Annotated in this window: 14 protein-coding genes; 11 read left to right on the top strand and 3 right to left on the bottom strand. The window is 57.1% G+C overall.

The genetic code is table 11. The annotated features are described in order from the left end of the window. The first annotated feature begins 36 nt into the window (after positions 1-36). Together E9954_RS14070 and miaB are read left to right on the top strand one after the other, a co-directional pair. Entirely contained in the window at positions 37-696 is a 660-nt protein-coding gene (locus tag E9954_RS14070) for a ferredoxin--NADP reductase (RefSeq protein WP_136079785.1), read from the top strand. Positions 697-788: 92 nt separating this feature from the next. Then, entirely contained in the window at positions 789-2129 is a 1341-nt protein-coding gene (miaB, locus tag E9954_RS14065; RefSeq protein WP_136079784.1) for a tRNA (N6-isopentenyl adenosine(37)-C2)-methylthiotransferase MiaB, read from the top strand. 67 nt (positions 2130-2196) lie between these two features. On the opposite strand, the gene E9954_RS14060 is transcribed toward miaB, so the two are convergent. Next, positions 2197-2526, bottom strand: a complete 330-nt coding sequence (locus E9954_RS14060; RefSeq protein ID WP_187357952.1) for a DUF2934 domain-containing protein — start codon at positions 2524-2526, stop codon at positions 2197-2199. 197 nt (positions 2527-2723) lie between these two features. Between E9954_RS14060 and E9954_RS14055 the strand changes: the two genes are divergently transcribed. Further along, on the top strand, positions 2724-3383 hold the full coding sequence (locus E9954_RS14055; RefSeq protein WP_136079782.1) for a CDP-alcohol phosphatidyltransferase family protein: 660 nt from the start codon (positions 2724-2726) through the stop codon (positions 3381-3383). Here E9954_RS14055 and E9954_RS14050 read toward each other — a convergent pair. After that, positions 3380-4726 carry a DUF3943 domain-containing protein gene (locus E9954_RS14050; protein ID WP_136079781.1) on the bottom strand — a complete coding sequence of 449 codons (1347 nt, stop codon included), beginning with the start codon at positions 4724-4726 and terminating at the stop codon, positions 3380-3382. The two genes, E9954_RS14055 and E9954_RS14050, sit on opposite strands and share 4 nt — an antisense overlap. 184 nt (positions 4727-4910) lie before the next feature. On the opposite strand from E9954_RS14050, the gene E9954_RS14045 reads away from it, so the two are divergent. Together E9954_RS14045 and E9954_RS14040 are read left to right on the top strand one after the other, a co-directional pair. Next, complete coding sequence (locus tag E9954_RS14045) at positions 4911-5918, top strand: DUF3187 family protein (protein WP_168442255.1); 1008 nt, start codon at positions 4911-4913, stop codon at positions 5916-5918. Positions 5919-6036: 118 nt separating this feature from the next. After that, the gene (locus E9954_RS14040; RefSeq protein ID WP_168442254.1) at positions 6037-7665 is read left to right on the top strand and encodes a YiiX/YebB-like N1pC/P60 family cysteine hydrolase; all 1629 of its coding nucleotides are present in this window, start codon (positions 6037-6039) and stop codon (positions 7663-7665) included. A gap of 12 nt (positions 7666-7677) precedes the next feature. On the opposite strand, the gene E9954_RS14035 is transcribed toward E9954_RS14040, so the two are convergent. Beyond that, a complete protein-coding gene (locus E9954_RS14035) occupies positions 7678-8235 on the bottom strand; it encodes a hypothetical protein (RefSeq protein WP_136079778.1) in 558 nt (185 codons plus the stop codon). Between the two features lie 486 nt (positions 8236-8721). Between E9954_RS14035 and E9954_RS32500 the strand changes: the two genes are divergently transcribed. From E9954_RS32500 to hydG, 6 genes are all read left to right on the top strand, one after another. Continuing rightward, entirely contained in the window at positions 8722-9828 is a 1107-nt protein-coding gene (locus E9954_RS32500; RefSeq protein WP_168442253.1) for a hypothetical protein, read from the top strand. 13 nt (positions 9829-9841) lie between these two features. Further along, positions 9842-10552 (top strand): SHD1 domain-containing protein, encoded by a 711-nt coding sequence (locus E9954_RS14030; RefSeq protein ID WP_168442252.1) that lies wholly within the window; start codon positions 9842-9844, stop codon positions 10550-10552. A 126-nt stretch (positions 10553-10678) separates the two neighbouring features. Next, complete coding sequence (locus E9954_RS14025) at positions 10679-10936, top strand: TM1266 family iron-only hydrogenase system putative regulator (RefSeq protein ID WP_136079776.1); 258 nt, start codon at positions 10679-10681, stop codon at positions 10934-10936. 49 nt (positions 10937-10985) lie between these two features. Next, positions 10986-12317, top strand: coding sequence for an aspartate ammonia-lyase (locus E9954_RS14020; protein ID WP_136079775.1), 1332 nt, complete (start codon positions 10986-10988; stop codon positions 12315-12317). Between the two features lie 66 nt (positions 12318-12383). Further along, positions 12384-13589, top strand: coding sequence for a [FeFe] hydrogenase H-cluster maturation GTPase HydF (gene hydF / locus E9954_RS14015; RefSeq protein WP_136079774.1), 1206 nt, complete (start codon positions 12384-12386; stop codon positions 13587-13589). Positions 13590-13658: 69 nt separating this feature from the next. Further along, positions 13659-15077 carry a [FeFe] hydrogenase H-cluster radical SAM maturase HydG gene (gene hydG / locus E9954_RS14010; protein WP_136079773.1) on the top strand — a complete coding sequence of 473 codons (1419 nt, stop codon included), beginning with the start codon at positions 13659-13661 and terminating at the stop codon, positions 15075-15077. Positions 15078-15109 lie beyond the last annotated feature (32 nt).

Here is a 15109-nt window from a genome sequence, read left to right as displayed (position 1 = left end):
GCACCAAAAAGGTCTGTTTGGAGTGCGAGGAAGATCATGTTGTTAAAGAAGAAAAAACGAACCGTCTGCAAAGTGTTGGAAATCCGAAACCTGACGGAATCGACCTCCGTCTTGCGGTTTGAGCGCAACGGGTTGGAGTTTGAGCCGGGGCAGTATATCCGTGCCGGCATCGATGGCGACGAGGAGATCCGCGACTATTCGGTCTACTCGGGTTCGAATGCAGCGCATTTGGAGGTGCTGGTTCGGCGCGTCGAGGATGGTTTGGTTTCGAAACAACTCTGCGATTTGCAGGTGGGCGATGCGGTGAGCGTGGGCGGACCCTATGGCCATTTTAAGCTGATTGACGATCTGCGGGGCAAACCGCTGCTGTTCATTGCGACGGGCACCGGCATTTCCCCCTACCACAGTTTTGCGGAATCCTATGCCGAACTGGACTATCGACTGATCCATGGCACGGCCAAGCGGGATGAGGCCTATGAGGCGGAGTTCTACGGCGATCGATATTTCCATTGTGTTTCGCGGGACGAGGGGGGCGATTTCCAGGGGCGGGTCACGGAATACCTGAAGACCTTGGAGGTTCCCGCCGACACCAACGCCTTTCTGTGCGGCAACTGCGATATGATCTACGAAGCCTTCGACCTGCTCCAGGAAAAAGGGCTGACGACCGCGCAGATCCATACGGAAGTGTATTTTTGATTGCCACGAAAAGGCACAAGAAACACAAAGAATCCGATCTGCTGGTCTTCGTGCTTCTTGTGCCTCTTTGTGGCTAACCTGAGATTTATATCATGAAGTGTTGCGTCGTTACATTGGGTTGCCAGATGAACCAGTCGGATTCGGAGCGGATCCGGAGCGTCATCGAGGGCATGGGCTATGAAATGACCTCGGTTGAAGAGGAGGCCACCCTGATCGGAGTGGTTGCCTGCTCGGTTCGGCAGAAGGCGATCGACAAGGTCTACAGCAAGATCCAGAAATGGAACCAATGGAAGAACAAGAAGCCCTTGGTCACGTTTGTTTCGGGGTGCATTCTCCCGGCGGATGAAAAAAAGTTCCTGAAGCTGTTCGATCTCGTCTTCCGCATGAACGAGCTGCCGGAGCTGCCCGACATGCTTCATCAATGCGGCGTGGCCACCGAATTCTCCGCCATGCATCCGCTGAACGATCTGCACCGGGAGGACGAGCGCACCGACTTTTGGCAGGTCGACCCGACCTACAGTTCCGAATTCGAAGCCTTTGTTCCGATCCAGAACGGGTGCGATAAGTTTTGTTCCTATTGCGCCGTCCCCTATACCCGTGGGCGCGAGGTGTCGCGCGCCAGCGACGACATTCTCGCCGAGGTCAAGAAGCTGGTGGAGCGCGATGTGAAGGCCATCACCTTGCTGGGGCAGAATGTGAACTCCTACGGCCTGGACAAAAAAGGCGAGGAGATCTCGTTTGCCGAACTGCTGCGCAAGGTGGGGGAGCTGGGCCAGCGGAGCGGCAAGGATTTCTGGCTCTACTTCACCTCGCCGCACCCACGCGACATGACCCGCGATGTGATCGAAGCGATTGCCGACTATGATTGCCTTGCGAAGCAGATCCATCTGCCGGTGCAGAGCGGCGATGAAAAACTGCTGCGGCGCATGAACCGCAACCACAGCATTGAAGACTATCTCAAGATCGTCGACGACATCCGCGAGCTGCTGCCGACGGCCACCATCTTCACCGACATCATTGTCGGCTTCAGTGGCGAGACCGATGAGCAGTTGGAAAACAGTGCCGCGTTGATGGAACGGGTGAAATTCAACATGGCCTACATTGCGAAATATTCACCGCGGGTCGGCGCGCGTTCGGCCCGATGGGAGGATGATATTTCCCCCCAGGTGAAAAGCGAACGGTTGGCCCGGTTGAGCGACGTGCTGAAGCGGACTTCGCTGGCGCATAACGAAGCGATGGTCGGCAAGGTTTATCGCGTGTTGATCGACGGTCGGGACCGTCGGGTTGACGGCGCGTTGACCGGTCGTACCGAAGGCAAGCTCCCGGTGCGTGTTCTCGATGGCTCGGAAGATCGGGTGGGCACCATTTGCGATGTGGAGATCACATCGGTTGCGGAGTTGTCGCTGACCGGGCGCATTCGGCAAGTGCGTTAATCCTGAAAACGGAAATGAAAAAAGGCAGCCCCGGGGGACTGCCTTTCTCACGTCGTAGCCATCGGGGTTAACCTTTGACCATGGCGTAGATCGACGCCTCTGCGTCAGCCCAGTATTCGGCGGGATCTTTGGCGAACCCGTCGTTCTCGGCGGCAAAGTAGGCAGCTTGCTCGATCATGGAATAAACCTGCTCGGCAGTGTACTTCACCTTGTTGGCTTTCGTTGCCGCGGCTTTTTTCTTGGCCGGGGCTTTTTTCGCAGCAGCTTTTTTAGCCGGCGCTTTTTTCGCTACGGCTTTTTTGGCCGGTGCTTTTTTCGCTTCGACTTTTTTCGCGGGTGCTTTCTTCGCAGCGGCTTTCTTGGCCGGTGCTTTTTTTGCTGTTTTCTTTGCAGCCATTTTTTTATCTCCTGGTTTCATCTTCCCACGTTTTTTCAACGTGTTGCGGGTACAAGTATCCACTTGTTGTCTGCTTGTAAACACTTCCTTTAATAAAATTGTATTAAACGGAGTGCCGGTTGATTTATGTTTGTGCTTGCGTTTCACATGGCTAAGCGGCCGAAGCTGGAAGCTTCGCGCGAACCCGGGGAGTTGATATGGCGTTTCATGGAGATAAGAAAGAGGGCACCTGGCTGCTGGCCCATGCCGAGAATAAATTAAAGAACTGGCTGGTGCCCAAGGTGCCGAAATGCATCGAGACCTACCACCTGACGATGACGACCTTGCTGTGGTGCGCGCTCATTATTCTCTTCAGTTTCCTGGCGCGCCATTCGATCCATTTTCTCTGGGTGGTTTCGTTTGCGATCTTCGGGCAATACATCACCGACCTGCTCGACGGCGAGGTGGGGCGGCGGCGCAACACGGGGTTGATCAAGTGGGGCTACTACATGGATCATTTCCTGGACTATCTTTTCCTGTGCTCGATCCTGATCGGCTATGGGTTGATGGTGGAGGACCACAACAAGTATCTGCTGTTCTACATCCTCGCGTTGTTCGGCGCCTTCATGGTGAATTCGTTCCTGTCGTTCGCGGCGACCGGCGCGTTCAAGATTGCCTACATGGGCGTGGGGCCAACGGAGGTGCGGTTGATCTTCATCATCGCCAACACGCTGATCATTGCCTTTGCCGGGAGCTTCGAAATTGCGCGCGTGCTTCCGATGGTGCTGGCCGGTGCAACGTTCGCCTTGTTTGTGACGGTCTACCAAACCCAGAAGATGCTTTGGAAAATCGATATGGAAAACAAGGGGAAGGACTAATACCAGTTGGAGTGCTCGCCCTGCCCGAAGCGGTAGGTGAGTCCGGCGCTTACGCTTTGGTCGACGGTTTCATCCTTCATGCTCACGAAGCCGATCCAGTCGGCATTCAGGGAAATTTTGCGATGCACCCGCCAGTGCAGTCCGAGGCCACCGTTGAGCTGGAAGGTTTTTTGAGCGGTGTCTTCCTCCCAAAGCTGCTCGCCGAAACCGGCGGTGACATAGGGGCGCACCTTTCCCTTCGGGTTTAAATAGTACTGTCCGTCGAGGCTGTATTTTTCATGCGTCCTGCTGCGTATGGTTCCTTTCTCTTCCAGGCTTCCCCAGGTGTAGGCCAGCCGAAGCGAGCTGCGGGGCGTGAAATAGAGCCCCAGGGTGGCCTTCGTGCACCAGCCGTCCTCCATGTTCCAGTCGCTGTCCATGATCTGGTAGGAGGAGCCGACGGAGAAGCCGACGATCCCCGTGTCGACCGGATCGTAGGTGGCCGCCTGGATGAGCTTGGTTCGATCGGGTTCGGATGGGCCGGATGCGCCGATGGGGAACTTCATGTGCAGATAGACTTGGTGATCGGTGGTGCCCTGGTTATCCACCGGCAGGTAGGTGAAGTATCCATACCCGGACTTGATCCATTTGCGACCTACCAGGCGGTTGACGCCATTGCCCAGGGAATCGATCGGATCGAGCAGGAAGAGGGAGGCCCCGCCCAGGATCCGCGACCCCAGTACTTCGTTGTTGTTGCCGCGAATGCCCATTTCGGTTTGGTAGGCCCACTCTCCATAGACCCATCCAAGAACCGGGGTAACCACCAAGTCCTGGATCGAAGGCACCTCGGCAAAGGCCTCGACGCCGTACTCCCAGTAGAAGGTGGATAGTAGTGTGGCGTAGAGAAAGGAATCCCATTGGCGGTATCCGGACTTGCGTGCCACCTGGTAGAACACGCCCCCGCAATAGGTATGGCCAATATAGTTGAAATACCAATCATCGCGGTCCCAGCGCGGCCCTTCCTTCACATTGGTTATCCACTTCTCGAAAATGTTATCCTCGGTCTCCCAGCCAGTGATGTCGGAGGGCATGGCGGCCAGGACCAAGACGACGCCGACGCCGTAGACATAGAGCGACTTGGTTTGCGACCATAGACGAGCTGAGTCCTCTCCGGACTGTGGCTTGAAAAGGGAAATGTTGTAGGGCGAGTCGAACACCGCCGGATCCACGGCCAGGGGAATGTAGTATGAACTGGCCGGAGCAAAGCGCACGGGCGCGGCCGAGGGGGCGTTGGTTTGTCCTCGCGCAGTCGAAAGGATCGCCAGCACGGCAATTCCCATGGGGAGCCAGTTAAACCTTTTCAATCGTAATCCAAGCACAGCAAATCATCCTTTTCTTAAAAACCACAAAAACTACTGTTTTCGGATGGCGCCTGCAATGCCGTAAAAAGAAAAGCATCCACCGCTGGACTTCCCCCTGGTGGATGCCTAGTGTCACCCTATTGAATTGCATCGGGGTCATGTTGCTTTTGGAAAGGTGCACCTAATCGTGAAGTTGAAAATTAAATTCCTGGAAACCTGGGCCGTGGCGTCGCTCATCGGTGCGGGTGCTGCCCTGGCCGTCGAGCGAACCGATCCGGTTTATGTGGCCAACCAAAACCCGTTTGTCCAGATCTACGGGCTGCCGAAATCCGAAGCCGGCACCATAACCCCCAAGGGGAAGCTCGATGCCGCTTTTTTGTACTACGTATCGAACAACGCATTTTCTGAAGAGGCCGATAACGGGGAAACCTTTATCTGGGACGGGGAAACCGCGCAATATTGCCTGAAGTTGCGCTATGGGGTTTCCGAACGCCTTGAACTGGGCATCGATCTTCCCTATATCGTGCACAGCGGCGGATACCTCGATTCCACCATTCGCAAGTTCCATCAACTGTTCGGCTATTCGAACGACCGCCAGATGGAATTCGAGAAAAACCAGATCCACTATCAAATCGGTGAAAACGGCGATACGCTCTTTGAGATGACCGATACGCATAGTGGGCTGGGCGATATCCGGTTGACGGCCGCCGTCTCGCTTTTACCCGGATCGATCGGGGCCCGGCGCCATCTCGCCGCACGCTCTGTGCTGAAACTGCCCACTGGCAATTCCTCCGACCTGCTCGGAAGCGGCGGTACGGATGTTTCCGCCGGGCTCGCCTACACGGATTACGATTTGCTCCAGTCCATCAACACCGTGGTTTCCGCCAATCTGGGCCTGCTCTATATGGGCGACTCGGAGGTTCTGGGCGACAAGCAGCGCAATTTTGCCGGCTATGGCGGGGCATCGCTCGGGTGGCGGGCCCTGACGTGGCTCGACATGAAGCTGCAGGTTGATCTGCATTCGGCCATGTACGATACCGAGCTCCTGCAGCTGGGCCATTCCCTGCAGCTGCTCGCGGGCGGCACGGTGCATTTGCCGGGCGATGTGCTAATGGATCTGGGCATCTCGGAGCAGCTTTCCACGGATGCCACCCCCGACGTCGGTTTCTACCTGATGGTGGGGCACCGGTTCTGAGCATGCATAAATCCGTTGATCTTCGGCGCCTGTTCGCTACTCTTTCCCGATGCTGAAAAACAAACGTCTCCTATTGGTTACCCTGGCGCTCTTGCTTGCGGCCATCGTTGTGCTTGGAATGAAGATTGCGTATCCCTCGCATCGGGTGGTTGCGTTTTCGTTGCTGGGTCTGGGCTGGCTCCCGTTGATGGCCTCCTACCAGATCAACCGCCGGTTGCTGCGCATCCAAAAGCACAAAATCAAAAAGAAAACGCGCCCGTTCCTGCCGCACGGCATTGTGGCGCTCGTCTTGATTGCGGCCTTCTATGTGACGTGGGCCCTGTTTCCCGTCGAGCGCAGCCCTCTGCTCGGGATGACCGGCGATGAGCTTCGGAGCGGGCTCTCGGACGACTTGAGCAGCTATCTGATGCTGCGCGAGTCCGCCGACGACCTGGTGGAGACCTTTGAGGCAAACGGCCTGCTGGGCCGGGAAGTGAATAGCCTATCCAGGGCCGAGCGGGGAACGATCCGCTCCCTTTGGCGCGATGGAGCCATGGCCTTCCTGGAGTTCGACCTGCTCAAGGGCAAATACCGCGGCTTCTACCAGATCGACTACGTGGCCGAACCGCGGCTTCATTCCGATACCTTCCTGCTCGCCTACATGGCCTACGTTGCGCAATACAACGCCTGTCTGCAAATCGTTGAAATGGTCGATGGCAACGAATTCATGGAAACCCTGCTCAACGAGGAAGGGGAGGGCATCCCGCCAGATAGCTATTTTTTCATGAAGCAGCGCCTCACCAACCCGAACGTCATGCTCCGCCTCAACGCCGCGGCGGCCTACTATGCGCTGGTGCGCAAGGATTCGGGCATCGATGCGGGGATTGTGGCCGACTTCGAAATACGCCGGAAGGCCCTGGTGAAATCCTTCGGGGCCAATGCCGAAATCTTCGTTGAGAATCCGCTGGCCATCCTGGAACGCGCCGCCTTCGAAACCCTGTTGCCGGTGCAGAAGAATGTCGCCGTTCAGATGAGCCATATCCGCACCGCGCGGCGGGATTATCTCATCACGCCGGAAATTCTGGCCGAATGCCAGCCCCGGCTCGAGCCCGGCGACATCCTCATCCAGCGGCGGAACTGGCACATGACCAATATCGGCATTCCCGGCTTCTGGCCGCACGTTGCCTTCTATGTCGGAACAGCCGAAGAGGTCGAGGCCTACTTCGGCGAGCTCGGCTTCCCGCCGCTCGATACCTTGAGGGCCTTGCACCCGGAAGCGATGGTGGCCATGCGCACGGTTGCCGACGACGGCTATCCCGTTCGCGTCATCGAGGCCATCCGCCCCGGCGTGGTCTTCCAATCGCTGGAGACCAGTGCCCGGTGCGACTATCTTGGCGTCATCCGCCCGAACCTGACGAAGGCCGAAAAGTTCAAGGCCTTGTTGGGGGCATTTTCCCACCATGGCAAGCCCTACGACCTCAATTTCGATTTCACCACCGACAACATGCTGGTGTGTTCCGAGCTGGTCTACAAGGCCTACCGGGCCGCCGGCGAGCTTCCGCTGCAACCGGAAGTGATTAGCGGCCGGCGGTTGCTGCCGCCCAACCGGCTTGCCGAGCAGGCGGTTGCCAGCATGGGCGAGGGGCAGGCGTTTTCATTCGTCCTGTTCCTCGATGCGGTGGAAAAGTCCAATTCCATTGTCGAGCGCAATGCCGAGGCCTTCAAGGAAAGCTGGCAACGCCCCAAATGGGATGTGATGCAGGACTAACCGGTCGCCGGGCTAGGGGATGTCGAGCTTGATGGCGTCGAGGATTTCGTGGTCGGCCTTGCTCAACCTGCCGCTCTGCGCATAGTGCTCGATCACTTCATAGGCGGCCATGGCCTCCTCCAACCGCCGGGAAACGCCTCCGAGATCCACCTTTGCCAGGTCTTCCGCCTCCATCACCTCAACCAGGTGCCATCCGCCCAGGGCCTTTTGCCCGACATGATCCAGGAGCTTGCCCAGAACGCGTGCGGACACGCGGCTCTCTTCGTCGGGCAGGCGGGCAAGCAACTCATCGCAGAAAAACTCATAGCATATCGGCGGTCGACCGTATTCCAGCGAGCAACCATGCAGGTCGAGCCAGCCAAACCGCTCGTCCATGGCATCGGCCTTCAACCCCTGCCGCTCTAGCAACTTCAGCAGGAAGGCGCTATCGGTGGCCTCTTCGCAGATATCCGCCCGGCAGCAGCAGGCTGTGCACATGCCGCACGTATCGCTGAACAGCTTGGCCATCAGCCCGCGAATCGCCGTTTCCAGCTCGGAGTAGGGTTGGAGTAGGTCGTCGATTGAATTCATGATTAATTTGATAATCCATTGGGAACGGGACTGGGATAAAGCCTATTCTTAAATTAATTCCGTTTGGGGACAGGATGCCAATGGGCCATTTTCGCTTTTAATAGGAACTTAGCTTGAATGGTCTCACCACAGAGGACCTGGAGCAGCGGTGCCGCAACCAAATTATTTGAAGCTACAGATGAACACCGAAGACACGGATTTTTTACCACAGAGATCTCAGAGACACAGAGCATCCTAACCCTCTGTGGTAAAAAAACGAATCAGTTTAATTTGGTATAAGAACCTTCCGGAGTCCTGAAGCGGCGAATGCCGTAACCCCGAGGGCCGCATCCTGCGGTTGGAAACTGCAATTCCGCAGGTGCACAAATCACTGAAACTGAACATAACGGTGTGTTTAGGGTTTCTTTAGGGTTTTTTTTTGGAGGCATCTGGCGTATATTGATCGGCTTATTTGTTTCGGAGAATAATCGAGGGGTCAATATATTCATGAAGAAACGTGGCAATGGAAAATCCAAGGGAGTGATCAAGGGTGCCCCCAGTGGATTTGTGTTAAGTCTGATCATTCACGCGGCGGCATTCTTGCTGGCCGGAATGCTCGTGGTTTTTACGGTCGTCAATAAGGAGGAGAAAAAGTTTGTTCCTCCAAAACCGGTTGACCGACCGAAAATGAAGCTCAAGAAGCCTAAGGTTAAGGTGAAGAAAACCTCCAAGCCGAAGCCCACCACCCGCATTGTCACCAAGGTCAAGCGCGCCAGTATGCCAGACATCCAGCTCCCCGAAATGACCGGCATGGCGGACGGTCTGGTTGGCGGGGTCGGCGGTTTCGATATTATCCCCGATCTCGGGGAACTCAGCGTTTTTGGTGGCGGCCAGTCCATCGGCAACGATTTCGAGGGGACGATCTACCACCTGCTGTATGACCGGCGCGGGGGGTTGATCCCGATGGACCAGGTTCAATTCATGCTGGAACTGCGCGACTATGCCCGGGCCGGCTTCAAGAAATCCAAGCTCGCCCGCTACTACCAATCGCCCAAGAAACTCTATACCACCCATTTCATGGTGCCCCCGATCGTTGCGCCCCTTGCGCCGGATGCGTTCGGCATCCCCGAGCTGGAAAGTTATTTCTTCTTCGTGAACTACAAGGGCAAGCTGGTTTACAAGGAAGACATCAAGTTCCGTTTCTGGGGCATCGGCGATGCCTATATCAGTGTTCTTGTGGACGGGGAGCATGTCCTTTTGAACGGATGGGACGGCCGTCTGGAGCAATTGGACTATTGGCAATCGTCCGATGCCGACAGCGATAAATATTTCCTGGCGAACCAAACCATGCATGTGGGGGACTGGATTGAGCTGAAAGCCGGCGAGCCGGTGGATATGGAACTGTTCTTCGGGGAGTGGGTCGGCGGTCAGGTTGCCTGCTGCCTGCTCGTGGAAGTGGATGGGGTGGAATATCCCCAAACCCGCCAGGGCGGCCCGTTGCTGCCCGCCTTCAAGACCGAACAGTTTACGCGCGACCAGTTGGAGGAAATCTACAAGTATCTTCCCGAGGGCGAGTGCACGTTTACCAATGGCCCGGTGTTCCGGGACTTCTAAAACACGGATACTCATGAAAATTTCATTTCTATTGATTGGTTTGCTGTTGGCCTGCTCGGCGGCTTTCGCGGAACCCCGGGTGTGGACGCTGAAAAACGGAAAGACGCTTGAGGCCGAATTCGTTTCCATGATTGGCGGAAAGGTTTCCCTCAAAACAGACCGGGGCAAGGTCATTAAGGTTCCGGAAGAGGACATGTCGGCGGAGGATATCACGTATATCGAACTGAGCTCTCCTCCGGATTTGGATCTTTCGGCCTCCAGAACCACCAAGCAGCGCGTGTTCGCCGACAGCCTGAGTGAGCTCCCGAGTGCGATGTACAACGACTTCACCGCCGTGGTGAAGCAAAAGTCCACCCGCCCATACAACCACGAGTTGACCCTGGAGTTTTTCGTGGTTGGAGAGGAAAAGGCCGGCGACAAGTTCATCCTGCTCGACTACAAAAAGGAAAACTTCCGGCTCTCGGACGGCAGCAGGAGCGTCTTCGAGCTGCCCAGCAAAACGATCGAGCTCATCGAGTTCGAAATGAATGGCCAGCTGCGGGGCGAGCTATACGAAGGCTATATGCTGGTCGTGACCGACAGCCGTGGCGAAGTCATTGCCCATAGAGCCAAAAATGAAGATTGGTTCACCCATATCGAAAACCTCAGGAAACTCCCCGTTGGCAAAATGTTCGACGACAACTGCGAACGGGCATGGCCAACCCGCCCCAAACGCTTTTACTAGATATTCCTTGCCAACCCTACGTCTTTAGGTAGGGTGGCGACTTTCCTGCGCAATCGGCCACGGCGGGCTGCAAGGGTTCTTGAATCATCATCTGAACGTTTCGCATGCGGAACAGAGGAGACCACGATGGAAAAACGCCTGGGCTTTGTGGGCCTAATCATCGAAGACCGCGAATCGAACGCGGCCACCGTCAACACGTTGCTGTCCGAATTCGGCGATATGATTCTCGCGCGCACCGGCGTGCCATGCCCCGAACGCAACTGCTCCGCCATCACCCTCGTCATCGATGCCACCACCGACCAGCTCGGTTCCCTTACCGGGAAACTCGGCCGCGTTTCCGGCGTTTCCGTTAAATCCATGTTGAGCAAAATGGCCACTCCTTGACCTCCATCAAGGTTTAGCCGCGTCCATCCGCGTAGTCTACGGGCCACTTATGAACACCAGAACCGAAAAAGATTTATTAGGGGAAAAGCAAATTCCGGCCGATGCCCCGTGGGGCATCCATACCGCGCGGGCCTTGGAAAACTTCCCGATTCCCGGACGCCCGGTGCCGCCGGCCCTCATCGCCGCGCTTGCCCAGGTTAAAAAGGCCTGCGCGCTGGCCAACAAGGAGCTCGGGCTCCTCTCTCCGGAAAAGGCCGCCGCCGTCATCTATGCCTGTGAAGAAATCCAGGCATCAAATGGAAACTATCCCTTGTCCGCGCTCCAAGGCGGGGCCGGCACCTCGACCAACATGATGCTCAATGAACTCATTGCCAACAAGGCCGGGAGCACCGTCCATCCCATAGAAGACGTCAACCTCCACCAGTCCACCAACGATGTCTACCCAACCGCCGTCAAGGTTGCCGCCATCCAAGGGTTGCGCGGATTGGCGGAAAAAGTCGAGGCGTTGCAGGGCGCCTTCCAACGGTTGGAAAACAAGTTCGCCCACATCCCAACCATCGGGAAAACCGAACTCGTCGAAGCCGTTCCGCTAACCCTCGGCGCGGAATTCGGCGCCTTTGCCGAAGCCTTTGCCCGCGACCGCTGGCGCACCTTCAAGTGCGAGGAACGCCTGCGCGTCATCAACCTGGGCGGCACGGCCGTCGGCACCGGGCTCACCGCACCGCGCAGCTATATATTCCTCGTGACCGACAAGCTCCGGGAGGTCACCGGCCTTGGACTGAGTCGCGGCGAAAACCTGGTCGATCAAACGGCCAACGCCGATGCATTCGTCGAGGTGTCCGGCATCCTGAAAGCCTGTGCCGCCAACCTGCTTAAAATCTGCGGCGACCTGCGCCTGCTGCACATGAACAAACGAATCAAGCTACCCGCCGTGCAGGCCGGTTCTTCGATCATGCCGGGCAAGGTCAATCCGGTGATCCTCGAAAGTGTCATGCAGATCGGCATCAAGGTGCAGGCCAACGATTTCATCGTCACCGAATGCGCCTCGCGCGGCAGTTTGCAGATCAACGAATTCATGCCGTTGCTCGCAGCGGCCCTGCTCGAATCGATGGAGCTGCTCGGCGCGGCCTGCCATATGCTCTCAACGCATGCCGAAGGCATCGTGGCCGACGAGGCCGAATGCGAACGCCAGTTTAATGCCTCGGTTGAAATCGTCACCGCCTTCCTTCCGGCCATTGGCTACGACCGCTCCACCGAACTCGTTAAACAATTCGATGGCGCAACCGATTTCCGGACATATCTTGAAAACCAATTGGGGACGGAGCTGGTCGAAAAAACCCTTTCCCCGCAAAACCTCATGGCCCTGGGGCACCGAACGTGAAAAATGACGAATGAAACGTGAGCAGATCTTTCACGCCTCACGGCTCAAACGTCAAAAACTCTAAAAATGAAAACCGCACCTAAAAGCTTAAGACTGCACATCGCCTTGTTTGGCCGCACCAACGTCGGGAAATCCAGTTTCCTGAACCTGGTGGCCGGCCAGGACGTGTCGATTGTCTCAGAACAGGCCGGCACCACGACCGACGTGGTGGAAAAGCCGATGGAACTGCTGCCGATCGGCCCCGTGGTCTTCCTCGACACCGCCGGCATCGACGACACCACGGCGCTCGGGGAAAAGCGCATCGACCGCACCGAGCGCGTCTTCGACCGCGCCGATGTGATTTTGCTGCTCCACGAAGGGTGCCAAACCACCGACTTTGAAAAGAGCGTGGAAGCCAAGGCGGCCGAGAAGAAAATCCCGGTGATCAACGTGGCCAACAAGGCGGATCTGTCGAATCCGTCCGATCCTTCCTTCCTTCGGTGCAACAGCACCGACCTCGCTTCGCGCGACCATGTCCTGGCGGCCCTCAAGGCCGAGCTGTTGCGGGTGTGTCCGGATGAATTCATCACCCCGCCGCCGCTGATGGGCGATTTGGTGAAGCCGGGCGGGCTCGCCATGCTGGTGGTGCCGATCGACCTGCAGGCGCCCAAGGGCCGCCTGATCCTGCCGCAGGTGCAGACCATCCGCGATGCGCTCGACAACGATGCGGCATCGCTGGTTTGCAAGGAGCGCGAATATGCGCACATGCTCGCCATCCTGAAGCAAAAACCGGATGTGGCGATATGCGATTCCCAGATGGTGCTCAAGATGGTGGCCGATACGCCGCCGGAGATTCCCTGCACCACCTTTTCGATCCTGTTCGCGCGGTTGAAGGGCGACCTGCGCAAGTTTGCCCGCGGTGCGGCGGCCATCGACAAGCTGGAGCCGGGCGACAAGGTGCTGATTGCCGAATCGTGCAGCCACCATGCGCTGGAGGACGATATTGGCCGGGTGAAGATCCCGCGCTGGCTCCGGCAGTATGTTGGCGTCGATGTGCGGATCGATGTCTATTCCGGCCGCGACTTTCCGGACAACCTGTCCGAATACAAGCTGGCGGTGCAGTGCGGCGGCTGCATGCAGAACCGCCGCGAGGTGCTTTCAAGAATTGAAAAATGCGAAGCGGCCGGTGTGCCGATCACGAACTATGGAATGTGCATTGCCCAAACCCAAGGGGTGCTAAGACGGGTGTTGTCCCCGTTCCCTGCGGCACTGGATGCGTATGAAAATGCGTGATGAGTGAGCCGTGAGGCGTGAAGATCCATTCACGCCTTACGTTTCAATCGTCACGCTCTGGAGAATGAAATGAAACGTGGATTGCCGAAAGTTGAAACCGAGGGGTTGAAGAGCTTCATTCCTGAGGACGAGATTGCGGATTGGCTGGAAAAGACCAAGAACCCGACACCGGAACGCGTGCGGGAAATCATCCAGCGGTCGTTGGATAAGAACCGGCTGGAGCCGGAGGAGATGGCGACGCTGATCAATGCCGACTCGCCGGAGCTCGCCGAGGAAATCTTCGAGGGTGCGCGCAGGTTGAAGGAGCTGGTCTACGGCAACCGCATCGTGCTCTTCGCGCCGCTATACATCGGAAACGACTGCGTAAACAACTGCCAATACTGCGGCTTCCGCTGCACCAACAAGGAAGTGGCACGCAAGACGCTGACCATGCCGGAGCTCGATAGCGAGATCAAGGCGCTGGTCAACAAGGGGCACAAACGCCTGATCCTGGTCTACGGCGAACATCCGCAATACGACGCGCAGTTCATCCACGACACCGTGATGGAGGTCTATGCCCAGAAGCACGGCAACGGCGAGATCCGCCGCGTGAACATCAATGCCGCACCGCTGGATATCGAAGGCTTCAAGTTGGTCAAGTCGGCGGGCATCGGAACGTATCAGATTTTCCAGGAAACCTACCATCGCGAAACCTATGCCAAGGTGCATCCTTCAGGCCCCAAGAGCGATTTTCTCTGGCGGCTCCACGGCCTCGACCGCGCGCAGGAGGCGGGCATCGACGACGTGGGCATCGGCGCGCTGATGGGGCTGGGCGACTGGCGCTTCGAAACGATGGCGCTGCTCTACCATACGATCCACCTCGAGGAGCGTTTCAAGGTTGGGCCGCATACGATTTCGTTCCCGCGCATCGAGCCCGCCATCGGAACGGATACCGGGCAGTATCCGGGCGTTAACGATTTTGACTTCAAGCGGTTGGTTGCAATTCTGCGCTTGGCGGTTCCGTACACGGGGCTGATCCTGACGTGCCGCGAGTCGGTCGAACTGCGCAACGATATCATCAAGTTTGGCGTGTCGCAGATCGATGCCGGCTCGGATATCGGCGTCGGGGCCTATTCGACGCAGGACGAGGAGTCGTACAAGAAGAGCCAGTTCGTCCTCAACGACGGACGCTCGCTCGACCAGGTGATCCGTGAACTGTGCGAGGCCGACTTTATCCCGTCGTTCTGCACCGGGTGCTACCGCCTCGGCCGGACGGGCGAGCATTTCATGGAGTTCGCCGTGCCGGGCTTCGTCAAACGTTTTTGCACGCCCAATGCGATCCTGACCTTCCTCGAATACATGGAGGACTATTCCTCGCCCGAAACCAAAAAGGCGGGCATGATCCAGATCGAACGCGAACTCGAACGCATGCCCCAAAGCGACCAAAAAGCAAAGCTGACCGAGCGCATCCAGCAGGTGAAGCAGGGCGCCCGCGATCTTTATTTTTAAACGGAAACTTCGAACATTAGGTCCTGAACATC

The organism is Pontiella desulfatans (assembly GCF_900890425.1).
Taxonomy (GTDB): Bacteria; Verrucomicrobiota; Kiritimatiellia; order Kiritimatiellales; family Pontiellaceae; genus Pontiella; species Pontiella desulfatans.
This window is presented reverse-complemented; position numbering and strand designations above follow the sequence as displayed.